This window comes from Aminobacter sp. MET-1, from assembly GCF_026521175.1.
GTDB lineage: Bacteria > Pseudomonadota > Alphaproteobacteria > Rhizobiales > Rhizobiaceae > Aminobacter.
In genome coordinates this window covers 50,159-72,490 of sequence record NZ_JAMSHL010000007.1, presented here as the reverse complement: position 1 = coordinate 72,490, position 22,332 = coordinate 50,159, and the positions used below count along the sequence as shown (strand labels likewise).

Genomic DNA, 22,332 nt, shown 5'->3' with positions numbered 1-22,332 from the left:
GCGTTTGGCATCGTCGCGTCGCTCGAAAAAAGCCGTTCTGCGCCTGACGATGCCACTGCTTGCGGTGGCGGTCGCCATGACCGCCATCCCTGTCGCAGCCCCTACCCCCGCCTTCGCACAGGACGGCATCTTGCGGCGCTGGTCGCTGCGCGACCTGTTCATGCCGCGCCGTGAGCCGCGCGTCGATCCCTACATCTTCGAAGAGCCTCAGGCCGCGCCGCCCAAGAAGGTCCGCAAAGCGCCGCGCAAGCCCCAGGAAGGGCTTGCCGGTGCGCCGGCCAAGCCGGCACAGCCGGCTGTGCCTGTCGTCGAGAAGGCGGCGGACGCCCGCACCATCCTCGTCATCGGCGATTTTCTCGGCGCCGGCATCGCCGAGGGCCTGACCACCGTTTTTGGCGAGAACGCCAAGGTCCGCGTCATCGACAAGACGAGCGGTTCGTCGGGTCTGGTGCGTGACGACTATTACAACTGGCCCGAGCAGGCGAAGATACTGATCGAGCAGGAGAAGCCTGCCGTCGTTGTGGTCATGCTCGGCTCCAACGACCGTCAGCAGATGCGTGTCGGCGACAACAGAGAACCGCCGATGAGCACCGCCTGGATGAAGGAGTACACCAGCCGCGCCGAGACGCTGGCCAAGGCGCTGTCCGACACCAAGGTGCCCTTCCTCTGGGTCGGCATGCCTGCCTTCAAATCGTCCAAGATGAGCACCGACATGCTCGCCTTCAACGACGTCTACCGCGCCGCGACAGAAGCCGCGAACAGCGAATTCGTCGATGTCTGGGACGGCTTCGTCGATGAAAGCGGTGCCTTCGTCACTTCCGGCCCCGACATGAACGGCCAGCCCGTGCGCCTGCGCTCCGACGACGGCATCAACGTCACCAAGGCGGGCAAGCGCAAGCTCGCCTTCTATGCCGAAAAGCCGCTGGATAAGATCCTCGGCATCACCCCAGGCATCAATGAAGCCGTTGTGCCGGCCGGCCTGCCCCAGGCATCGCCAGGCGAGCTCAAGGTGCCTGAAAACATCGACCGCACCGTACCCGTCTCGCTCGGCGATCCAGAGCTCGATGGTGGTACCGAACTGATGGGCGCGCAGGCCGCGACCGTCAAAAGCGAGCCCAACTCGCCCGGCGAAAAGCTCGTCATCGAAGGCATCGCGCCGAAGGCTCCGGTCGGCCGCATCGACGATTTCTCCTGGCCGCCCAAGAAGGTGCCGGCTTCAGCGAGCACCGAGACCACCACCGCCATCAAGCGATAGCCGAAAATCCCTCGGAGACGAAAAAGGCGCCTTTCGGCGCCTTTTGTGTTTGGAGATTGTCGCGGTTCAGCGCGGCAGCACCGTCGAGCCCATCAGGGCTTCGTCGATGGCGTGGGCTGCCTGGCGGCCTTCGCGGATCGCCCAGACCACCAGCGACTGGCCGCGGCGCACGTCGCCGGCGACATAGAGCTTGTCGATGTTGGTCTTGTAGTCGCGGTCATTGGCCACGACGTTGGACGAGCGGCGGCTGTCGGTTTTGATCTCGAGCTTGCCGTCGAGTTCCTTCACCACGCCGCCTGATATCGGGCCGGCAAAGCCGATGGCGATGAAGGCGAGATCGGCGCGGATGACAAAATCCGTTCCGGGGATCGGCTTGCGCTTCTCATCGACCTCGCAGCACTTCACGCCGGTCAGCTGGCCGTCTTCGCCGATGAACTCGAGCGTCGCCACCTGAAACTCGCGCTGCGCGCCCTCTGCCTGCGACGACGAGGTGCGCATCTTGGTCGCCCAGTAGGGCCACACGGACAGCTTGTGCTCCTTTTCCGGCGGCTGCGGGCGGATGTCGAGCTGAGTGACGCGCACAGCACCCTGGCGGAACGCCGTGCCAACGCAGTCGGACGCCGTGTCGCCGCCGCCGACGACCACGACATGCAGGCCACCGGCAACGATGGGTTCGGACGGCCAGGCGACCGACTGGATGTCTTCCCCGCCGACGCGCTTGTTCTGCTGGACGAGGTAAGGCATCGCGTCATGCACGCCCTTGAGGTCGTCGCCGGGAATGCCGGCCGGGCGCGGTGCCTCGGAGCCGCCGCAATAGAGCACGGCATCGAATTCGGCGAGCATCTCCTCGACCTTCTTGTCGACGCCGACATTGACGCCGCAATGGAAGGTCACGCCCTCGCCCGCCATCTGCTCGACGCGGCGGTCGATATAGTGCTTTTCCATCTTGAAGTCGGGGATGCCGAAGCGCAGCAGGCCACCGGGCCGGCTCTCGCGCTCATAGACATGGACTTCGTGGCCGGCGCGGCCGAGTTGCTGGGCGGCTGCCATGCCCGTCGGCCCGGAGCCGATGACGGCGACGCGTCTGCCGGTCTTCTTTTCCGGCGGATAAGGCCTGATGTAGCCGGTCTCATAGGCCTTGTCGGCAATCGCCTGCTCGACGGTCTTGATGGCGACCGGAATGTCCTCGAGGTTCAGCGTGCAGGCTTCCTCGCAAGGCGCGGGGCAGATGCGGCCGGTGAATTCGGGGAAGTTGTTGGTCGAATGGAGGTTGCGGATCGCGTTTGTCCAGTCGCCATTGTAGACCAGATCGTTCCAGTCGGGGATCTGGTTGTGGACCGGGCAGCCCGTCGGGCCGTGGCAGAACGGAATGCCGCAATCCATGCAGCGCGCCGCCTGCTTTTCCACTTCCTTGTCCGACATCGGCAGCGTGAACTCGCGGAAATGCCGGATGCGATCGGAAGCCGGCTGGTACTTGTGGACCTGCCGGTCGATCTCGAGAAAACCTGTAACCTTGCCCATCGTAGCTCTCGTCAGTCATGCCCAGCGTCTCGGCGCGGGCGTAGAATTCCACCACTTCAAATGAAGCATGCGATGGCGGGCGCCCGTCTTGGGCGCCGCGCCGGCCGGACGGCCGCGGCTATTCCGCCGCGACGTTCATCCGCATGCGCTCCATCTCGATCAGCGCGCGGCGGTACTCCACCGGCATGACCTTGCGGAATTTAGGTCGGTAGCTCGCCCAGTCGTCGAGGATCTGTTTGGCGCGGGTCGAACCGGTGTAGTGCATGTGGTTCGAGATCAGCTGCACCAGGCGCTCCTCGTCATGGCGGGTCATGTCGCCCGACACGTCGACGCGGCCCTTGTGGGCGATGTCGCCGCCGTGATGGTGCAGCTTCTCCAGCATGTCGTCCTCTTCGGGGACCGGCTCGAGCTCGACCATCGCCATGTTGCAGCGCTCGGCGAAATCGCCTTCCTCGTCGAGCACATAGGCGACGCCGCCCGACATACCCGCCGCAAAGTTGCGACCGGTCTTGCCGATAACCACCACCACGCCGCCCGTCATATACTCGCAGCCATGGTCGCCCACACCTTCGACGACAGTGACGGCGCCCGAGTTGCGGACTGCGAAACGCTCGCCGGCCACGCCGCGGAAGTAGCACTCGCCCTCGGTCGCACCGTAGAGCACGGTGTTGCCGACGATGATCGAGTCCTCGGCGACGATCTTGGCATCCTCAGGCGGACGGATGACGATGCGGCCGCCTGACAGGCCCTTGCCGACATAGTCGTTGCCGTCGCCGACCAGCTCGAACGAGATGCCGCGCGCCAGGAATGCCCCGAAGGACTGGCCGGCAGTGCCGGTCAGCTTCACCGAGATCGTGTCCTCACGCAGGCCCTTGTGCTTGAAGCGCTTGGCGACTTCGCCCGACAGCATCGCACCGGCAGAGCGGTCGACGTTGCGGATCGAAGCCTCGATCTTCACCGGCTGGCGAGCTTCGAGTGCTGACTTCGCTTCGGCGATCAGCTTGCGGTCGAGCACATCGTCGATCGGATGCTTCTGGCGCTCGGTCCAGTGTGTCGCCGAAGCAGGCGCATCCGGCTTGTAGAACACCCTGGAGAAGTCCAGGCCACGCGACTTCCAGTGGTTGATCAGCTCGCGCTTTTCCAGGAGGTCCGCGTCGCCGATGATCTGGTCGAGATGGGTGTAGCCCATCTTGGCCAGAAGCTCGCGCACCTCTTCCGCCACGTAGAAGAAGTAGTTGATGACGTGCTCGGGCGTACCCTTGAAGCGCTTGCGCAGCACCGGATCCTGGGTGGCGACGCCGACCGGGCAGGTGTTGAGATGGCATTTGCGCATCATGATGCAGCCCGCCGCGATGAGCGGCGCGGTCGAGAAGCCGAACTCGTCGGCGCCCAGCAGTGCGCCGATGACGACGTCGCGGCCGGTGCGCAGGCCACCGTCGACCTGGAGCGCGACGCGCGAACGCAGGCCATTCAGCACGAGCGTCTGATGCGTCTCGGCGAGGCCCATTTCCCACGGGCTGCCGGCATGCTTGAGCGAGGTCAGCGGCGAAGCGCCGGTGCCGCCATCATAGCCTGAGATCGTGATGTGATCGGCGCGCGCCTTGGCGACACCAGCCGCAACCGTTCCGACGCCCACTTCCGACACCAGCTTGACCGACACGTCGGCTGCCGGGTTGACGTTCTTCAGGTCGTAGATCAGCTGCGCCAGATCTTCGATCGAGTAGATGTCATGGTGCGGCGGCGGCGAAATCAGGCCCACGCCTTGGGTCGAGTGACGGGTCTTGGCGATCGTCGCGTCGACCTTGTGGCCGGGCAGCTGGCCGCCCTCGCCGGGCTTGGCCCCCTGCGCCACCTTGATCTGCATCATGTCGGAGTTGACGAGATATTCCGTCGTCACGCCGAAGCGGCCTGAAGCCACCTGCTTGATCGCCGAACGCTCGGGGTTCACCGAACCGTCGGGCAGCGGCAGGTAGCGGTCCGGCTCCTCACCGCCCTCGCCGGTGTTCGACTTGCCGCCGATCTTGTTCATGGCAACGGCCAGCGTCGTGTGCGCCTCACGGCTGATCGAGCCGAAGGACATGGCACCCGTCGAGAAGCGCTTGACGATCTCGGCTGCCGGCATCACGTCGTCGAGCGCGACCGGCTTGCGGCCGCTCTCTTCCGCCGACTTGATGTGGAACATGCCGCGGATCTGCTGGGCACGTGCCGTTTCGCTGTCGATCTGGGCCGAGAACTCCTTGAAGGTCGACCACGAACCCTGGCGCACGGCATGCTGCAGCGAGGCGACCGCGTCTGGCGTCCACATATGGGCTTCGCCGCGCATGCGGTACATATACTCGCCACCGACGTCGAGCGCGTTGCGCAGCACCGGATCCTCGCCGAAGGCCGACGTATGGCGCTCCACCGTCTCGCCCGAGACCTCGTCCAGGCCGACGCCCTCGATGTTGGTCGCGGTGCCGGTGAAGTACTTCTCGACGAAGTCGGTCTTCAGACCGATGGCGTCGAAGATCTGGGCGCCGCAATAGGACTGGTAGGTCGAGATGCCCATCTTGGACATGACCTTGAGGATGCCCTTGCCGATCGACTTGATGTAGCGGCCGACGACTTCCGAGCCGTCCACCTCAGGCGGGAAATCGCCCCGCTTGTGCATGTCGGTCAGCGTGTCGAAAGCCAGATACGGGTTGATCGCCTCCGCGCCGTAGCCGGCGAGGCAGCAGAAATGATGCACCTCGCGCGGCTCACCCGATTCGACCACCAGTCCAACCGACGTGCGCAGGCCCTTGCGGACCAGATGGTGATGCACGGCGGCCGTCGCCAGCAGCGACGGGATGGCAATCCGGTCCGGGCCGAGCTGGCGGTCGGACAGGATGATGATGTTGTAGCGGCCGGCAACCGCTGCCTCGGCGCGCTCGCACAGGCGCTCGATGGCGCCCTGCATGCCGGCAGCACCTTCCGTGGCCGCGTAGGTGACATCGATCGTCTTGGTGTCGAAGCTTTCCTCGGTGTGGCCGATGGAGCGGATCTTCTCCAGGTCGGCGTTGGTGAGGATCGGCTGGCGCACTTCGAGGCGCTTGCGCCTGGAGGTGCCTACGAGATCGAGGATGTTCGGCCGTGGGCCGATGAACGACACCAGGCTCATCACCAGCTCCTCGCGGATCGGATCGATCGGCGGGTTGGTGACCTGGGCAAAGTTCTGCTTGAAGTAGGTGTAAAGCAGCTTCGACTTGTCCGACATCGCCGAGATCGGCGTGTCGGTGCCCATCGAGCCGACGGCTTCCTGGCCGGTCGTCGCCATCGGCGACATCAGCAGCTTGGTGTCTTCCTGCGTGTAGCCGAAGGCCTGCTGGCGATCGAGCAGCGACACGTCCTTGCGCAGAGCACGCGGCTCAACCGGCTTCAGCTCCTCGAGAATCAGCTGGGTGTTGGCCAGCCACTTCTTGTAGGGATGCCTGTTGGCGATCTCGGACTTGATTTCGTCGTCCGAGATGATGCGGCCCTTGGCCAGGTCGATCAGCAGCATCTTGCCGGGCTGCAGGCGCCACTTCTTGACGATGCTCTTCTCGTCGACCGGCAGCACGCCGGCCTCCGACGCCAGGATCACCCGGTCGTCGTCGGTGACGATGTAGCGGGCCGGACGCAGGCCGTTGCGGTCAAGCGTGGCGCCGATCTGGCGGCCGTCGGTGAAGCACACCGCGGCCGGGCCGTCCCACGGCTCCATCAGCGCTGCGTGGTATTCGTAGAAGGCCTTGCGGTCGGCATCCATCGACTTGTTGCCGGCCCAGGCTTCCGGGATCAGCATCATCATGGCATGCGCCAGCTTGTAGCCGCCCTGGAACAGGAACTCGAGCGCGTTGTCGAAGCACGCCGTATCCGACTGCCCCTCATAGGAGATCGGCCACAGCTTGGAGATGTTGTTGCCGAACAGCTCCGAGTCGACCGAGGCCTGGCGTGCCGCCATCCAGTTGTTGTTGCCGCGCACCGTGTTGATTTCGCCGTTGTGGGCGACCATGCGGTACGGATGCGCCAGCTTCCACGACGGGAAGGTGTTGGTCGAGAAGCGCTGGTGGACGAGGATCAACGCCGTCTCGAAGCGCGGATCGCTGAGGTCCTTGTAATAGGCACCGACCTGGTTGGCCAGGAACATGCCCTTGTAGACGACGGTGCGCGCCGACAGCGACACGCAATAGGCGCCGATGTCCTTGTTGTTGTTCTCGGCGTAGATGCGGCCGGAGATCACCTTGCGCAGCAGATAGAGACGGGCCTCGTATTCCTCGTCATCCTCGATGTCGGGAGTACGGCCGATGAACACCTGGCGGTGGTAAGGCTCGGCGGCGACGATCTCGGGCGCCTTCGACAGCGAGGCGTTGTCGACGGGCACGTCGCGGAAGCCGATCAGCGGCAACCCCTCAGACTGAGCCGACTCGCGGATGATGTCGTCGATATGGTCGCGCATTGCCGCGTCCTGCGGCATGAACCAGTGGCCGACGCCGTACTGGCCGGCCTCAGGCAGGGCGATGCCCTGCTTGGCCATTTCCTCGCGGAAGAAGGTGTCGGGGATCTGCACCAGCACGCCGGCGCCGTCACCGACGAGCGGATCTGCACCCACGGCACCGCGATGCGTCAGGTTTTCGAGCATGAACAGCCCGTCCTTGACGATCTGGTGCGACTTCACACCCTTCATCTGGGCGATGAAGCCGACGCCGCAGGCGTCATGTTCGTTGCGAGGATCGTAAAGGCCATGCGCTGCATAGCCGGTGGTGGTTCGGAGATGATCGGTTTTATTGTTGGCCGCTTTCGTCTGCGCGGCCGGTGCAAAACCCGTCGTCACAGATGGCGTCAACTCCGTCATCGTCTCTTCTCCATTCCGGCCCGTTCCGGGCAGTTCGCTTTGGGACGGCTACGTGCCAGTCCGCTCACCTTCAGATATGCTTCGATATGCATGCGGCGCAGCGCCTTTGGCCGGCACCGAACCGCCAGTCGGGTCAGGCGTAACGGACAAGCTCCGCCCCGGTCACCGACCCCTGCTCACGGCGGCAGACGGACGCAGCGTCATCATACGCCAAATCCGTTCCGCTTTGAGCAGATAAATAAGACAGCACTGCTGTCCTAAATTTCGTATGACAGAATTCTTGAATACGCACAAGACCGATTCACGAATTTTCCGCACTCCGAAAGACAGAAAATTACAACAAAGGCATGCGCTGCGTAATTTTTGAACAGACGGTCAAATCCGGTTTTCGCCTGCCATAAACGATTTCACCGCCATGCACTTGATACAAAAATGCAAATCCGCTCTAGCTCAGAGCAGTCTCCCACAGCCACGTTACGGACGGAAAACATGATCTTCGCATCAGACAATTGGGCCGGCGCCCATCCGAAGGTGGCCGCGCGCCTGCAGGCCAGCACAGCGGGCTTCAGCCGCGCCTATGGCGACGGCGATCTCGATCGCGCCGTCTATGAGCGCTTCGGCCAGGTCTTCGAGCGCGAGGTCGCCGTCTTCTTCGTCGCCACAGGCACGGCCGCCAACTCGCTGTCGCTCGCCGTCTACGGTAAGCCGGGCGGTATCGCCTTCGGCCATCGCGAGGCTCACATCATCGAGGACGAATGCGGCGCGCCGGAGTTCCTTGGATCAGGCTCGCGCCTTCATGCCGTCGATGGCCCGCTCGGGCGCATCGACACCGCCAATCTCGACCGCGCCGTCAGCCGTTTCGCCTGGGAGAACATCCATGGCGGCCGCGCAACCGCGATCTCGATCACCCAGGCGACCGAGGTCGGCACCGTCTACGGCCTCGACCAGATTTCCGAGGTGTCGGCCGTCGCCAAGCGCCACGGCCTGCCGCTGCACATGGACGGCGCGCGCTTTGCCAATGCACTGGTGTCGCTCGACGCCACGCCTGCCGAGATGACCTGGAAGCGCGGCGTCGACATCGTCTCCTTCGGCGGCACCAAGAACGGCTGCTGGTGCGCGGAAGCGATCGTCATGTTCGACCTCGACCGCGCCAAGGACATGCACTTCCTGCGCAAGCGCTCGGCCCAGCTGTTCTCCAAGGCGCGTTTCATCTCGGCCCAGTTCGAGGCCTATTTCGAAGACGGGCTGTGGCTGGAGACGGCCCGCCACGCCAATGCCATGTCGGCCAGGCTGGCGGAGACGATCGAAAGCTCGCCCGTCGCCCGCCTCGGCTGGCAGCCCGAGGCCAACGAGGTCTTCGCCATCATCAACAAGGACGTAGCCAAGAAGGCCCAGGCTGCCGGCGCGGTCTTCTATGAATGGCACGTGCCGGCGTCGCTTGCCGGCAAGGTCCAGGAAAACGAGGCGCTCTATCGCTTCGTCACGTCCTTTGCCACGTCGGCCGAAGACGTCAGCCGCTTCGGCGATCTTCTCCGCTCCTGACAATATGAAAAAGGCGGCACCCGAGGGCGCCGCCTTTTCTCCTTGGGAGGAGCTGTCTGCTTTAGTTGACCGTATTGGTCTCGATCTGCTTGGCCTTGGCGGCCGCGGCAGTGATCTCGATCTTGCGGGGCTTGTGCTCTTCGGGAATGTTGCGCTTCAGGTCGATGTGCAACAGGCCGTTCTTGAGATTGGCGCCTACGACCTCGACATGGTCGGCAAGCTGGAAGCGGCGCTCGAAGGCACGCGAGGCGATGCCGCGATAAAGCAGCTCCGAGCCTTCGCCGGCACCTTCAGTGCCACGCTCGCCCTTGACCGTCAGCACGTTGCGATGGGCTTCGATCGAAATGTCGGTTTCCGAGAAGCCGGCAACCGCCATGCTGATGCGGTAGGCATCCTCGCCGGTGCGCTCGATGTTGTAGGGTGGATAGCTGGTGCCGCCTTCGGGCTGGCTGAGGCCGTCGAGCATGCCGAACAGGCGATCGAAACCAACGGTTGAGCGATAGAGCGGGGAAAAATCGACTTGACGCATGGTGTTCTCCAGTGAGCAACAAAGTTTGCGTATGACCCGTGCCGGCACCCTTTCTGGCGTCCCGGCGGTGGTCAGCGGCCCCGTATTGGGCGCCGCAGGAGACATTTGGGGGTGCCCCAAAGCCATTTCAAGACGTTGCGACCAGAGGTTTTCCGGCGGCCATTTATGAACCGAAAATGAACCGCCCCTTCGGCATCCGTTCAGGCCGGGCGGCTTAGAGTGCACCCAAGTTCAGACAAGGGCGGCGCCGAGAGCCCCGCCCATAAGGCCGAACCGGGTTGTAACGTCCCTTCCTCCCGGATCGACAGAGGCCGGAGGCAAACCGCAAGTTGCCTCCGGCCTCATAGTTTGCGGCCACCGTCACAGCGCCGCGCATCCTTTCGGACGCTCCCACACTGTGAACTGGATGCCCGCCCGCGTCGGAATTCCTTTGATTTTCGCAGCCACCCTTTCTATCACCCTCAGTTGTAGCCTGATCCCCGGCAGCGAGTTCCGAAGCGCCTGATGACGGACCTGTTCCACGAAATCCCCGGCAATCCGGTTCCCGAACGCGCCAAGACCGGCGACTTCACCGCCCATGACGGCAAGCGCCTGCGCTACGCCCTGTTCCCGGCGACCAACCAGCCCTTCAAGGGCACGGTGATCCTGCTCAACGGCCGCAACGAGTGCATCGAGAAATATTTCGAGACTGTCCGCGATCTCACGGTGCGCGGGCATGCCGTGGCGACGTTCGACTGGCGCGGCCAGGGTGCTTCCGAGCGGCTGCTGCGCGATGGCCATCGTGGCTACGTCAAGAGTTTCGACCACTACGTCCGCGACCTCGAGGCCTTCTTCGAGCAAATCGTCCTGCCCGACTGCCGCGGCCCGTTTTTCGTGCTCGCCCATTCGAGCGGCGCATTGATCGCCCTGCTTGCGGCACCCGTCATGGCCAACCGCGTCCAGCGTATGGTGCTCGTCGCCCCGTTCATGTCGGTGGTTGGCGCGCCCCTGTCGATGAAAGCCATCAAGCGCATCACGACCTTGCTCTGCTGGCTGGGCCTGGGACGCCTCTACGCCGCCTGGGGGCCAAGGCCGCGCGAGGGCACGCCCTTTGCGATCAACAAGCTGACCAGCGACGAGCGCCGCTACCGCCGCAACATCCTGCTCTATGAGACCTATCCGACGCTTTCAGTCGGCGGCCCCACGGTCGCCTGGCTGCGCGCTGCGGCCAAAGCGTCGGAAACGGTGCGCGATCCAGCCTTCATCGCAGCCCTCAAGGTGCCGATGCTGATCGTCACTGCCGGGGCCGACGAGGTGGTGGCGACAAGGGATATCGAGGCTTATGCCCGCAACACGCGGGCCGCGTCGCTGCTCACCATCGACGGCTCCCGCCACGAGATACTGCAGGAAGCCGACATCTATCGCGAGCAGCTGATCGCCGCCTTCGAGGCCTTCATCCCTGGAACGCCGGCACTGGTAGACGACGACAACGACTGAAAGCCCGCAGCCGGCTCAGCCTGCCAGCACCGCCATCGCCGCCTTGTGCAACTCAGGCGTCGCCGCCGCGATGATGTCGCCGCCATTCTCCGCTGGCCCGCCGTCGAAGGTGGTGACGATGCCGCCGGCCTGCTCGATGATCGGGATCAGGGCCACGATGTCATAAGGCTTGAGGCCCGGATCGACGACGATGTCGACCTGCCCGGCGGCCACCATGGCGAAGGCGTAGCAATCGGTGCCGTAGCGCGCCAACCGCACTTTGCTCTCGAGCACGTCGTAACGCTTGCGCATCTCGCCCTTGAACAGCGACGGCGTGGTGGTGAACATCGTTGCGTCCGCAAGCGACGTCGTCTTGCGCACCGAAAGCGCGCGCGGCCCGCCCGGCCCCTCATAATGCGATCCCTTGCCGTCGGCATAAAACAGCTCACCGGTGAAGGGCTGGGACATGATACCTGCAACCGCATCGCCGTCCACCGTCAGCCCCACCAGCGTGCCCCAGACAGGCAGGCCGGAAATGAAGGCACGGGTGCCGTCGATCGGGTCGATCACCCAGACATGGCTGTTGCCGGTGTTTTCGCTGCCATGCTCCTCACCGAGGATGCCATGATCGGGGAATTCAGCGTTGATCAGCGCACGGATGGCGCGTTCTGCCTCCTGGTCGGCCTCGGTGACCGGATCGAAACCGCTGGCGAGCTTGTTTTCCACCGCCGACAGGCGGCGAAAGCGCGGCAGCGTCTCGGCTGCTGCGGCACGTGCGATCCGTCGCATGAACTCGGCTTCGACCATCATTCACCCCCAATGCCTGACGCATGTCTTGCTGTTGCGTGGATGACACGCCCAGCACCGCGTCGGCAATAGCCACATCACCATGAATTAAAAAAGCCCGAAGCGCCTTGACTTTTGTGCACCGCACAATAATCTCGAAGTCGGACAGGATTTGTCCTGTCCATGCCCTCCTTGGGCGTTTCCTCCCTAGACTTCGACCGCTCTCCGGAGCGGTCTTTTTTTTAGCGGGTTCAGCGGCTTACCTATTCCGCTGCAGCCTATTCGGCAGCCAATGGCAGGTCGAGGAAATGATGGTCCGGCAAGGCCATCAGATCGGCGGAAAACCGCGCCAGATCGTTTGCCAGCGCATCGAACCCCTGGGATTTCTGCAGCGTGCGCTCATCCATGTAGAGGCCGCGATTGATCTCGATCTGCAGCGCATGCAGGTTGCGCGCCGGCCGCCCGTAATGCTCGGTGATGAAGCCCCCGGCATAGGGCCTGTTGTGCGCCACGGAATAACCCATCGCTGCAAGCAGGCTGATCGCGCATTGCGAAAGGGCCGATGTGGCCGAGGTGCCGAAGCGGTCGCCGACGATGAAGTCGGGCCGCATGCCGCTTTCGCCGATGCGGATCGAAGCCGGCATCGAGTGACAATCGACCAGGACGGCATAGCCGAAGCGCGCATGGGTGCGCGTCACAAGCCGCTTCAGCGCCTCGTGATAGGGTTTGTAGACGCATTCGATGCGCCCCACCGCCTCCGACAGCGGCAACCGGCCAGAATAGATGTCGAGCCCCTCGCCCACCAGCTTTGGCACCGTGCCGAGCCCCCCGGCGACACGCGCCGAGCGGATGTTGGCGAATGGCGGCACCGGCTCGGCGAACATTCGGGGGTCGAGTTCCCACGGCTCGCGGTTCACGTCGAGATAGGCACGGGGGAAATGCGCCGTCAGCATCGGCGCGCCGAGAGTTACGGCAGCACCGAACAGCTCGTCGACATAACAATCCTCGGACCGCCGGATCGCCATGGAATCGAGCTTGGACATGGCAAGGAAGCGTTCGGGATAGCAGCGGCCGCTATGCGGCGAATTGAACACGAATGGCACACGCTGCTCGGCGCTCGTCCGGACCTCGAACGGGGGCAGCACCGAGAAATCTTCGGCTGGGGTCATCTTGCCTGAACGACCTGCGGGCGACGCTTGTTCATTGAATGAAATTGCCACCTGCGTGAGTTCGTGTCCAGCGTTGCGCGGCGGCATCGCAAAGCCCGGCCCGTGCCGCGGTGTCAGCCATTGCGGGCGGCATTCACTTGATGTTTACCGTCCCGGACTCATATAGAAGATGGTTAACGAAGCCCCTGCTGGGGGGCGGCTTCGACCGCTGATTCGGACGGGATACTGATGGCACGCATTCTTCTGGCAGAAGACGACGACGACATGCGTCGCTTCCTGGTCAAGGCGCTGGAACGCGCCGGCTACCAGGTGAGCGATTTCGACAATGGCGCAAGCGCTTACGAGCGGCTGCGCGAGGAACCCTTTTCGCTGCTCCTGACCGACATCGTCATGCCGGAAATGGACGGCATCGAGCTGGCGCGCCGCGCCACCGAGATCGATCCAGATCTCAAGGTGATGTTCATCACCGGCTTTGCCGCAGTGGCGCTCAATCCCGATTCGAAGGCACCGCGCGACGCCAAGGTGCTGTCGAAGCCGTTCCACCTGCGCGATCTCGTCAACGAGGTCGAAAAGATGCTGCACGCCGCCTGAGGCTGCACTCGAGAAAAGAGATTCGCTCCCTGCGCGGGGCGATTCTTGCTTTGCCGGCGCCGTATCGCCCTTTCGCACCCTGTGCCGCGTGCGGCGCAGCGCCATCTTCCCCAGCGTCTACCGGGGTTTTGAACAAAGGCGCAAATTTCCGTCAAACACGCTATTGACGCGCCGGATCAAAAATGGTGTATCCGCCCCATCGGATGGGCGTGTAGCTCAGCGGGAGAGCACTGCATTGACATTGCAGGGGTCACAGGTTCAATCCCTGTCACGCCCACCATCCAAATCAAGCACTTAGATGCAAAGATGCCAAGCGCCCGGCAGGTTCGACAAACCTCCGCAGGCGCTTTTGTCATGTCCGCAATTGAATCGGACCGTGCTCCTGCGGCTGCGTTTCCCAGTGCCCGCTGATGCAGCGATCTCGCCTGACGGTGGGGTCGCAAGCCTGCGGATGACGCCGTCATACCACTGACACGTGCACGCAAGACAACCGCGCCGCACGGCAAGCGGAAGGCAACACAATGGCAGAGATCATTTTCCTGCACGGCGCATCGAGCAGCGGAAAATCCACCATCGCGCGGGCTTTGCAGGCCCGCATCGAAAAGCCGTTCTGGCATATCTCGATCGATCATCTGCGCGACTCAGGCGTTCTTCCGCTGGGCCGTTTCCGCAATGGGGACTTCGTCTGGGCCGATGCCAGAAAGGCGTTCTTCGACGGGTTCCACGCGTCGCTTGCCGCTTATGCCGACGCCGGCAACAACCTGATCCTCGAGCACATTCTGGATACGGAGGGGTGGCTCGAAGTGCTTTCCAGCTCCTTAGAGCGCCACGACGTGTTCTTCGTCGCCGTGCATTGCCCGCTCGACCTGCTGATCGAGCGCGAAGCGGCACGCGGCGACCGGCCGCTCGGCAGCGCCAGACGCGACCACGAAACGATCCATGCCGGCAAGACTTATGACCTGGAACTGAACACGACTGACGGCACGGATGCCAATGTCGAGACGGTGCTCAAGGCCTGGCGCGAGACACGCCGCTCGTCGAGCTTCAGCCGTCACAGGGGCCGGGCCGGGCTTGAGCTTACCGCTCGGCCAAGCTGACACCGGCGACAGGAATTACCTGCCGGTACCAGCTTTTTCCAGTGCATCTCAGTCCCTCGTCCCGCAGGGCGCGCACATGCGCTCCAGCCAGTCGAGATCGTCGCCGGCAAGCTGGCCTCTCAGGGCCGTGCGAACCGTTGCGTGGTAGCTGTCGAGCCAGGCGGTCTCGCCGGGAGACAGCAGGGAAATGTCGGCGAGGCGCAAATCGATGGGCACGAGCGTCAGCGAGCGGAAGCTCAGGAAGTCACCGCCGGCATCGACCACCTCGACCTGATTTTCCAGGCGGATGCCGTATTCGCCTGCTTTGTAGTAGCCGGGTTCGATGGTCGTCACCATGCCGGCCTTGAGCTCGATCTCGTTGACCCGCCGGTCGAAGCGCTGCGGCTGCTCGTGCACTGACAGGAAATGGCCGACGCCATGGCCGGTGCCATGGTCGTAGTCGAGGCCGAGGTCCCACAGGGGACGTCGCGCAAAGGCATCGACGTGATGGCCGAAGGTGCCAGCTGGGAATTTCAGCGTCAGCATCGAGATCAGCCCCTTGAGCACCGCCGTGTAGGCGCGGCGGATCTCGTCGCTGACGGGCGCAAGGGCCGTGGTGCGGGTGGCGTCGGTGGTGCCGGTCAGATATTGCCCGCCGGAATCGAGCAGGTAGACTCCCTCGGGCGTGATCGCGGCGTTGCTCACGGCTGTCGCATTGTAGTGGCACATGGCGGCATGGCCCGCCGAGGCGGAGATGGTGCGGAAGCTCGGCTCGACGAACAGCCTGTTGTCGCGGCGATACGCGAGGATGCGCTCCTCGGCTTCGAGTTCGGTCACCGGCATGCCTTGTGCCGCGCGCGTTGCGCCATAACGGTCGAGCCACGCAAGGAAACGCACCCAGGCAGCGCCGTCCTGGCGGTGGCAGTCGCGGAAGCCCTGCAACTCGATGGGGTTCTTCTCCATCTTGGCAAGCGTCACCGGACTGCGGGCGAGCTTGACCTCCCCGCCCCCATCGCGTGCCGCGTGGGCCACCGCCGACGGCGCGAAACCCGGATCGACAAGCGCTGTCTGTCCTTTCGCAAAGGCCGCGACGCGTTCGAGCAGGCGTGCCGGCTCAGCCATCTCGACGCCGTCGAGTTCGAAGCCGGAGAGATCGTTCGGCAGTTTGCGATGGTCGACCAGCCACTCGGTGCGACCGGCCGTGTCGATGATCAGGAAGGAATGCGGCATCGGGTTGAAGGCCACGTCGCGGCCGCGCACGTTGAGCAGCCAGGAAATGTTGTCGGGCTGCGCCTCGACCAGGAAGTCGGCGCCCTGGGCCGCGACCAGCGCGGCGATGCGGCGCTTCTTGTCAGCGACACTTTCACCCGCATAGTCGCGGCCGAAGGCCATAACCGGGCCGAGCGGCTTCTCCGGCTGCTTCGTCCAGATCGTGTCGACGAGATCGCCTGAAATCGCAACCCAAGCTCCGCCGGCGGACTCGGCCGCCTGGCCGCAATCCCGGTCCCAGGTCGAGGGCAGCAGCATCGGGTTGAAGCCGACGCGTTCGCCCTTGCGCAGGTTCTTGCGCAGCCAGTCCTTGAGCGGCGCGTCGTAGAAATGCTCGATGGCGAAGCTGTCGAGATCGATCTCCTCGCGCACCTGCACCTGGTAGCGCCCGTCGACGAAGATCGCGGCGCGGTCGCGCATGACGATCGCCACGCCGGCCGAACCGGTGAAGCCGGTGACATGGGCAAGCCGGCAATCATGCGGCGCGCAATATTCGCTCTGGTGCTCGTCGAAGCGCGGCACGACATAGCCGTCGAGCCCCTGCGCGGCGATTTCCCGGCGAAGCGCCTCTATGCGGCGGGATTGCTCCTGCCTTTCGGTCGATGTCATCTTGGATGTCCTGGTGGTCGGCGCGTTACGCGGCTGTGATGGTTTCGGCAAAATGGCAGGCTGCCATGCCCGCGCCCATAGGGCGCAGGACAGGCTTGTCGATGCGGCAGCGTTCGGCGGCATGCGGGCAGCGGACGTGGAACGGGCACCCCTTGGGAATGTCGAGCGGGCTCGGCAATTCACCCGACAGTGCCGGCGCCCTGTTCCGCTCGGTCGGGTCGAGCGAAGGGGCCGCCGCCAGCAGCGCCTTGGAATAGGGATGCAGCGGCCGCGAGAACAGCGCTTCCGAGGGCCCGATCTCAACGATGGCACCGAGATAAATCACCGCGACGCGGTGCGAGACATGGCGCACCAGCCTGAGGTCATGGGCGACGAACAGCACGGTGAGCCCGAGAGTATCCTGCAACTCCAGCAGCAGGTTCACCACCTGCGCCTGGACCGAGACGTCGAGCGCCGAGACCAGCTCGTCGGCGACGAGGCAGACAGGTTCGAGCGCAAGCGCCCGAGCGATGCCGATGCGCTGGCGCTGGCCGCCGGAGAATTCGTGCGGGAACTTGTCCGCCGCGCCCTCGGGCAGGCGCACGAGGTCGAGCAGTTCATCGATGCGCCTGTCGATCGCCTGCCCCTCGCGCATGCGATGCACCGTGAGCGCCTCGCGCAGCGTGTCGCGCACGGTCATTCGCGGGTTGAGTGAGGTGTAAGGATCCTGGAACATCATCTGGACGCGCTTGTTGAAGGCGCGACGCTTCGGGCCTGTCAGGCCAACCACACTTTCACCCTCGAACAGGATGTCGCCCCCCGACGGCCGGTGCAGGCCGGCGATGCAGCGTGCCAGGGTCGACTTGCCACAACCGGATTCACCGACGATGCCGAGCGTCTCGGCCGACATCACGTCGAGGTCGACGCCGTTCAGCGCCGAAACCACCTGCCGTGGCCGGCGGGCGATGGTGTCGGACAGCGAGCGCGGCTTTTCGAACCGCATCGAAAGGTCCCGGATGGAAAGCAGCGGTTCGACGGTTGGGTTGACCACGGTCATTGCGCCGCCTCCTGCGGGCTGAAATGTGCCAGCGCGTCGGCCAGCCGGTGGCAGGCCACCATCCGCGCTGGCCCCGCCGATTTCAGCTGCGGACGGACATCGGGACATTCGGTTCCGGCCACCGGGCAGCGCACCGTGAAGGCGCAACCTGATGGCAGGGCGTTGAGCGACGGCGGCGCGCCGGGGATCGAATAGAGCGGCGTGCGCGGTGCAACGTTGCGCGGGATCGAGCGCAGCAGCCCAAGTGAATAGGGATGGCGGGCGTCGCCGATCACGTCAGTCGTCGGCCCCATCTCGCAGAGCCGCCCGCCATACATCACCGCCACGCGGTCGCAGGTCTGCGCCACCACGCCCATGTCGTGAGTGACGAGGATGACGGCCATGCCGAGGTCGCGGCTGAGGGACTGGATCAGGCGCAGGATCTGGTCCTGGATGGTGACGTCGAGCGCGGTCGTCGGCTCGTCGGCCAACAGCAGCGACGGATTGGAGGCAAGTGCGATGGCGATCATCACACGCTGGCGCATGCCGCCCGAGAATTCATGCGGATAATCGCCGAGCCGGCTGCGCGCGGCGGGAATACCGACCATGTCGAGCAGCTCGACCGCTCTCGCTGTGCGTGCTGCTGCATCGAGAGTGGTGTGCGCCGCGAGGTTCTCCGAAATCTGCAGGCCCACCGTCAGGAGCGGGTTGAGCGACGACATCGGCTCCTGGAAGATCATCGCGATCTCGCGGCCGCGCACCTTGCGCATCTCCGCTTCGTCGAGCGGTACAAGATCCCTGCCCTTCCACAGGATCTCGCCGGCGACTCGGCCGCGCGGCCTGACAATGCCGAGGATCGAGCGCAGCGTGATGCTCTTGCCCGAGCCGGACTCGCCGACGAGGCCTAAGATTTCGCCGGCCTTGACGTCGAAGGAGACGCCATCCACCGCAACAAGCGGCCGCTCGCGCGAACCGAATTCGGTCCTGAGGCCGTGCACTTCGAGGACTGTTTCAGTCTTGGTCATGTCAGCGCCCCTTCGGCCGGAGCAGGTCGGCGAGTGCATCGCCGAGCAGGCTGAAGCCGAGGCCGGTCAGCACGATGGCGATACCGGGCATCAGGCTCATCCACCATGCAGTGAGCAGGAAGTTGCGTCCCTCCGAGATGAGAACGCCCCACTCTGCAGCCGGCGGCTGGGCGCCGAGGCCGAGATAGCCGAGCGACGAGCCGAGCAGGATGGCGAGCGCCATGTCGGTCATCCAATAGACAATGATAGGCGAGCTGGCGTTGGGCAGCAGGTGGCGGAAGATGATCCGCCGGTCGGAATAGCCGAGCACCCTGCCCGCGGCGGCATAGTCGCTCGACTTCTGCGTCATGATCTCGGCACGCGTCAGCCGGGCGTAATAGACCCAGTTTACCGCCGTGATGGCGATGTACATGTTGACCAGTCCTGGCCCGAGCACGGCGACGATAGCGATGACCAGCACCAGGAACGGGAAGGTGATGACAGCGTCGACGCAGCGGCCGAAAATGGTGTCGGCGAGGCCGCCATAATAGCCGACGAAGGCGCCGACGGTGACGCCGATCAGCAATGCGAAAATGGTGGCCAGGAAGGCCATCTGCATGTCCACGCGATAGGCCCAGATGACGCGAGAAAGCACGTCGCGACCGAAATTGTCGGTGCCGAACGGGTGCGCCAGGCTTGGTCCCTGCTGCATGGCATTCATGTCGAAGGCGAGAGGATCGTAGGGCGCGAATAGCTGAGGAAACAGGGCGAGCACGATCGATGCCGCGATGATGGCGAAGCCCACGACGAAAGCCGGCCGTGCGAAGGCGCGGCGCAGGAAGGCACCGAGGCGGCCCGGACGCGGGCGGGAATGGACAACGGCGCTCATGACTGGCGAAGCCTCGGGTCGAGCCAGGACTGCACCACGTCGGTCAACAGGAAGACGACGGAGACGAGCACGGCGAAAGTCAGCGTCAGCCCCTGGATCAGCGGATAGTCGCGGGCGAAGATCGCCTCGAGCATCAGCCGGCCGACGCCTGGGATGGCAAAGACAGTCTCGGTGACCAGCGTGCCGCTCATCAAGTTGCCGATGGACAGGCCGAGCAGCGTGACGGTCGACACCAGCGCGTTGCGCAGCACGTGCCTTGTCATGATGATGCGCGGTGACAGCCCCTTGGCGCGGGCAAACTGCACATAGTCGGCGTCGAGCACCTCGATCAGCGACGCCCGGAGATTCCGGAGAATGATCGCCGACGTGTAGAGCGCAATGCTGAGTGCCGGCAGCATCAGGTGATGGAGATTGTCGAGGAAGCTCTCGCCATAGCCGCCGACCGGAAACCAGCGCAGCTGCGCGGCAAGCACGGTGAGCAGCAGAAGCCCGATGTAGAACACCGGCATCGACAGCCCGACCTGGAAGACGCTGCGGATGGCGACATCGGTGGCACTGTTGACCCGCGACGCCGCGAGGAACGCCAGCGGCCCGGCCAGCAGGATGGCGAGCGCAACCGCATAGAGCGACAGGAACACCGTGGTCGGCAGCCGGCTCAGGATCACCTCGGTCACGGGCGCCTTCATCATGATCGAGCGGCCGAGATCGCCCGTCAGGGTGTTCTTGACGAAAACCACGAACTGCATCGGCAGCGGCTGGTCGAGGCCGAGATTGTGGCGGATCTGCTCGATCTGCGCGTCGGTCGCCTTGGCATCGGCCATGGCGATGGCGGGATCGCCGGGAAGCAGGCGCACGAGCAGGAAGATGAAGACCATGACCAGAAGGAAGGTCGGGATGATCTGCAGCAGCCGCGCCAGAAGATAGGACAAAGAGGGCATAGGCCTGGCCTTCGAGAAAGGCGCGCCGGACGGGGTCACCCGTCCGGCGCGTAGCGGTCACGCTTGGGTTACTTGGCGCGCCAGGTCTCGGCGAAGTCGTTGGCGCCGAGCGGCGTCTGCACGTAGCCCTCGACTGACTTCGACACGGCAACCGCAAAGGGCGTCTCATAGAGGAACAGCAGCGGCGCGTTCTCGGCGTAGATCTCCTGCATGCGCTTGTATTCTTCCTTGCGCTTGGCCGGATCGACCTCCGAGTTCGAAGCCTCGAACAGCTTGTTGAACTCATCGTTGTTCCAGCCGGTGCCGACGGCCTGGCGCTGCTTGTAGTAGCCGAGCCAGCCGGTGACCTGGGCTGGGTCGTTGACGTCGTTGGCCCAGCCATAGGTGTGAATGTCGAACTCGCCCGAGCGGTTCTTGGCGCCGCGGGTCGGGTTGTCGACCTGCTCGACGGCCAGGTTGACGCCGAGCGGCGACCACATCTGCTGCAGCGCGGTGAACAGCGTGGCGTCGTCGGCACTGCCGGCAAGCGTGGTGAACTTGATGTTCAGCCCGCCATCGACCCCGGCCTCGGCCAGAAGCTGCTTGGCCTTTTCGGGATTATAGGGGTAGAGCGGCTCGGGGCCGTAATGCAGTTGCGTGGCCGCCGACATCAGCGAGGTCATCGGTTTGCCGGTGTCGAAGGTCACCAGCTTGAGCAGCATGCTCTTGTCGGTGGCGTAGTTCAGCGCCTGGCGCACCTTGACGTCGGCGAGCGGGTTCTTCGACCCGTCCTTCAGCGTTTCGCGGGTGTTGATCGGCGCGTAGATGATGCGGGTCGACGGGAACAGCTCCATCTTCAGCTTGGCGTCGTTGCGCAGCTCGCCGACGCGGGCGAAGGGAATGAACTCGGCGACATCGACTTCGCCGGCCTGCAGCTTGAGGATGCGGGTGGCGTCATCGGGGATGACGACGAAGTCGACCTCGTCGAGATAGGGCAGCGCCTTGCCGTCTTCGCCCTGGCGCCAGTAGTTCGGATTCTTGGCAAAGCTCATGCCGGTGCCGGCCTGGCGGCTCTTCATGGTGAAGGGGCCCGAGGTGACCGGATTGTTCTCGAAATAGGCCTTGGCCTTTTCCTGGTCGTTGGCCCCAGCTGCCTTTTCGAATGCGGCCTTGGAAACGATGCCGGTGTTGAAGGTGGCGAGAATCGAGGGGATCGTGGGGTCAGGCTGCTTTAGCGACAGCGTCACCTTGCCGCCGTCAGCCGTCACCTTCTCGACCGAGCCGAGCAGGCCGGCCCAGGGACCGTCGGGGTTGCGGGCACGGTCGAGCGAGAACACCACGTCGTCGCCCGACATCGGCGAGCCGTCGGAGAATTTCAGGCCGTCGCGCAGCTTGAGCGAGATCGACTTGCCGTCGGCAGCAACCTCGTAGGTTTCGGCCAATCCAGGCACGATCGAGCCGTCGGGACCGTTGCGCAGCAGCGTCTCGTAGAGGCTGGTGATCAGCCACAGGTCCGGATTGCGGTCGGCCCAGACAGGGTCGATGATCTGCGAGTCGTCATAGCGGGCGAAGGTCACGGCGCCGCCGCGATCGAGCGCCATCGCCGAGGTGGCCGCCAGTCCGAGCGCGGCGCCGAGCAGCATCGGCAACATATGTTTCATGTGTTTCTCCTCCTGTTTGGCCCCACCGGGCTATGCCGGCAATTCGTCTCGGTGCGCAGTTTGGATATTTTATCCAATTTTTTCGGACGCTTTTTCTTTGCGTCCGGGCCGCCCCGAGGGCATTGTTTATTTCCCCTTCAGTCGGCGGTTCGGGGTAAACCCGCTTGCGCAATCGACTTTAGCTGGACTAAAGTT

Annotated in this window: 16 protein-coding genes and 1 tRNA gene; 6 read left to right on the top strand and 11 right to left on the bottom strand. The window is 64.2% G+C overall.

Annotated elements, in window-relative coordinates:
• Positions 1-4 precede the first annotated feature (4 nt).
• Positions 5-1,255 (top strand): DUF459 domain-containing protein, encoded by a 1,251-nt coding sequence (locus NDO48_RS12195; RefSeq protein WP_018429340.1) that lies wholly within the window; start codon positions 5-7, stop codon positions 1,253-1,255.
• A gap of 66 nt (positions 1,256-1,321) precedes the next feature.
• On the opposite strand, the gene NDO48_RS12190 is transcribed toward NDO48_RS12195, so the two are convergent.
• Positions 1,322-2,776: a glutamate synthase subunit beta gene (locus NDO48_RS12190; protein WP_018429341.1), complete on the bottom strand. Its 1,455-nt coding sequence runs from the start codon at positions 2,774-2,776 to the stop codon at positions 1,322-1,324.
• A 118-nt stretch (positions 2,777-2,894) separates the two neighbouring features.
• Positions 2,895-7,625 carry a glutamate synthase large subunit gene (gltB, locus tag NDO48_RS12185; RefSeq protein ID WP_026227482.1) on the bottom strand — a complete coding sequence of 1,577 codons (4,731 nt, stop codon included), beginning with the start codon at positions 7,623-7,625 and terminating at the stop codon, positions 2,895-2,897.
• 489 nt (positions 7,626-8,114) lie between these two features.
• Here gltB and NDO48_RS12180 point away from each other — a divergent pair, with 489 nt between their 5' ends.
• Complete coding sequence (locus NDO48_RS12180; protein WP_018429343.1) at positions 8,115-9,167, top strand: threonine aldolase family protein; 1,053 nt, start codon at positions 8,115-8,117, stop codon at positions 9,165-9,167.
• A gap of 61 nt (positions 9,168-9,228) precedes the next feature.
• Here the strand turns inward: NDO48_RS12180 and NDO48_RS12175 are convergent, their stop codons facing one another.
• Positions 9,229-9,696 (bottom strand): Hsp20 family protein, encoded by a 468-nt coding sequence (locus NDO48_RS12175; RefSeq protein WP_018429344.1) that lies wholly within the window; start codon positions 9,694-9,696, stop codon positions 9,229-9,231.
• Between the two features lie 504 nt (positions 9,697-10,200).
• Between NDO48_RS12175 and NDO48_RS12170 the strand changes: the two genes are divergently transcribed.
• Positions 10,201-11,172 carry an alpha/beta fold hydrolase gene (locus NDO48_RS12170; RefSeq protein ID WP_018429345.1) on the top strand — a complete coding sequence of 324 codons (972 nt, stop codon included), beginning with the start codon at positions 10,201-10,203 and terminating at the stop codon, positions 11,170-11,172.
• A 15-nt stretch (positions 11,173-11,187) separates the two neighbouring features.
• Here the strand turns inward: NDO48_RS12170 and hisN are convergent, their stop codons facing one another.
• Positions 11,188-11,961 carry a histidinol-phosphatase gene (gene hisN / locus NDO48_RS12165; RefSeq protein ID WP_018429346.1) on the bottom strand — a complete coding sequence of 258 codons (774 nt, stop codon included), beginning with the start codon at positions 11,959-11,961 and terminating at the stop codon, positions 11,188-11,190.
• A 254-nt stretch (positions 11,962-12,215) separates the two neighbouring features.
• Complete coding sequence (locus NDO48_RS12160; RefSeq protein ID WP_085941125.1) at positions 12,216-13,106, bottom strand: N-formylglutamate amidohydrolase; 891 nt, start codon at positions 13,104-13,106, stop codon at positions 12,216-12,218.
• 228 nt (positions 13,107-13,334) lie between these two features.
• On the opposite strand from NDO48_RS12160, the gene cpdR reads away from it, so the two are divergent.
• From cpdR to NDO48_RS12145, 3 genes are all read left to right on the top strand, one after another.
• Positions 13,335-13,697: a cell cycle two-component system response regulator CpdR gene (gene cpdR / locus NDO48_RS12155; RefSeq protein ID WP_018429348.1), complete on the top strand. Its 363-nt coding sequence runs from the start codon at positions 13,335-13,337 to the stop codon at positions 13,695-13,697.
• 205 nt (positions 13,698-13,902) lie between these two features.
• Positions 13,903-13,977 (top strand) — tRNA-Val (locus NDO48_RS12150).
• A gap of 241 nt (positions 13,978-14,218) precedes the next feature.
• Positions 14,219-14,794 (top strand): chloramphenicol phosphotransferase CPT family protein, encoded by a 576-nt coding sequence (locus NDO48_RS12145; protein WP_018429349.1) that lies wholly within the window; start codon positions 14,219-14,221, stop codon positions 14,792-14,794.
• 48 nt (positions 14,795-14,842) lie between these two features.
• Here the strand turns inward: NDO48_RS12145 and NDO48_RS12140 are convergent, their stop codons facing one another.
• From NDO48_RS12140 to NDO48_RS12115, 6 genes are all read right to left on the bottom strand, one after another.
• Complete coding sequence (locus NDO48_RS12140; RefSeq protein ID WP_267321530.1) at positions 14,843-16,651, bottom strand: aminopeptidase P family protein; 1,809 nt, start codon at positions 16,649-16,651, stop codon at positions 14,843-14,845.
• Between the two features lie 25 nt (positions 16,652-16,676).
• Positions 16,677-17,687 carry an ABC transporter ATP-binding protein gene (locus tag NDO48_RS12135; RefSeq protein WP_018429351.1) on the bottom strand — a complete coding sequence of 337 codons (1,011 nt, stop codon included), beginning with the start codon at positions 17,685-17,687 and terminating at the stop codon, positions 16,677-16,679.
• Positions 17,684-18,691, bottom strand: coding sequence for an ABC transporter ATP-binding protein (locus NDO48_RS12130; RefSeq protein ID WP_040456935.1), 1,008 nt, complete (start codon positions 18,689-18,691; stop codon positions 17,684-17,686). Before NDO48_RS12130 ends, NDO48_RS12135 begins: the two co-directional genes overlap by 4 nt.
• Position 18,692: 1 nt before the next feature.
• On the bottom strand, positions 18,693-19,559 hold the full coding sequence (locus NDO48_RS12125) for an ABC transporter permease (protein WP_018429353.1): 867 nt from the start codon (positions 19,557-19,559) through the stop codon (positions 18,693-18,695).
• Positions 19,556-20,497, bottom strand: coding sequence for an ABC transporter permease (locus tag NDO48_RS12120; RefSeq protein WP_267321529.1), 942 nt, complete (start codon positions 20,495-20,497; stop codon positions 19,556-19,558). Before NDO48_RS12120 ends, NDO48_RS12125 begins: the two co-directional genes overlap by 4 nt.
• Before the next feature lie 68 nt (positions 20,498-20,565).
• Positions 20,566-22,137 (bottom strand): ABC transporter substrate-binding protein, encoded by a 1,572-nt coding sequence (locus NDO48_RS12115; protein WP_040456314.1) that lies wholly within the window; start codon positions 22,135-22,137, stop codon positions 20,566-20,568.
• Between the last annotated feature and the right edge of the window lie 195 nt (positions 22,138-22,332).

Coding starts and splice junctions, on each gene's coding strand:
- NDO48_RS12115 (WP_040456314.1), bottom strand. CDS start 22,137: ATGAAACATATGTTGCCGATGCTGCTCGGCGCCGCGCTCGGACTGGCG.
- NDO48_RS12160 (WP_085941125.1), bottom strand. CDS start 13,106: ATGACCCCAGCCGAAGATTTCTCGGTGCTGCCCCCGTTCGAGGTCCGG.
- NDO48_RS12135 (WP_018429351.1), bottom strand. CDS start 17,687: ATGACCGTGGTCAACCCAACCGTCGAACCGCTGCTTTCCATCCGGGAC.
- NDO48_RS12130 (WP_040456935.1), bottom strand. CDS start 18,691: ATGACCAAGACTGAAACAGTCCTCGAAGTGCACGGCCTCAGGACCGAA.
- NDO48_RS12140 (WP_267321530.1), bottom strand. CDS start 16,651: ATGACATCGACCGAAAGGCAGGAGCAATCCCGCCGCATAGAGGCGCTT.
- NDO48_RS12175 (WP_018429344.1), bottom strand. CDS start 9,696: ATGCGTCAAGTCGATTTTTCCCCGCTCTATCGCTCAACCGTTGGTTTC.
- NDO48_RS12190 (WP_018429341.1), bottom strand. CDS start 2,776: ATGGGCAAGGTTACAGGTTTTCTCGAGATCGACCGGCAGGTCCACAAG.
- NDO48_RS12120 (WP_267321529.1), bottom strand. CDS start 20,497: ATGCCCTCTTTGTCCTATCTTCTGGCGCGGCTGCTGCAGATCATCCCG.
- NDO48_RS12170 (WP_018429345.1), top strand. CDS start 10,201: ATGACGGACCTGTTCCACGAAATCCCCGGCAATCCGGTTCCCGAACGC.
- NDO48_RS12125 (WP_018429353.1), bottom strand. CDS start 19,559: ATGAGCGCCGTTGTCCATTCCCGCCCGCGTCCGGGCCGCCTCGGTGCC.
- gltB (WP_026227482.1), bottom strand. CDS start 7,625: ATGACGGAGTTGACGCCATCTGTGACGACGGGTTTTGCACCGGCCGCG.
- cpdR (WP_018429348.1), top strand. CDS start 13,335: ATGGCACGCATTCTTCTGGCAGAAGACGACGACGACATGCGTCGCTTC.
- NDO48_RS12145 (WP_018429349.1), top strand. CDS start 14,219: ATGGCAGAGATCATTTTCCTGCACGGCGCATCGAGCAGCGGAAAATCC.
- hisN (WP_018429346.1), bottom strand. CDS start 11,961: ATGATGGTCGAAGCCGAGTTCATGCGACGGATCGCACGTGCCGCAGCA.
- NDO48_RS12180 (WP_018429343.1), top strand. CDS start 8,115: ATGATCTTCGCATCAGACAATTGGGCCGGCGCCCATCCGAAGGTGGCC.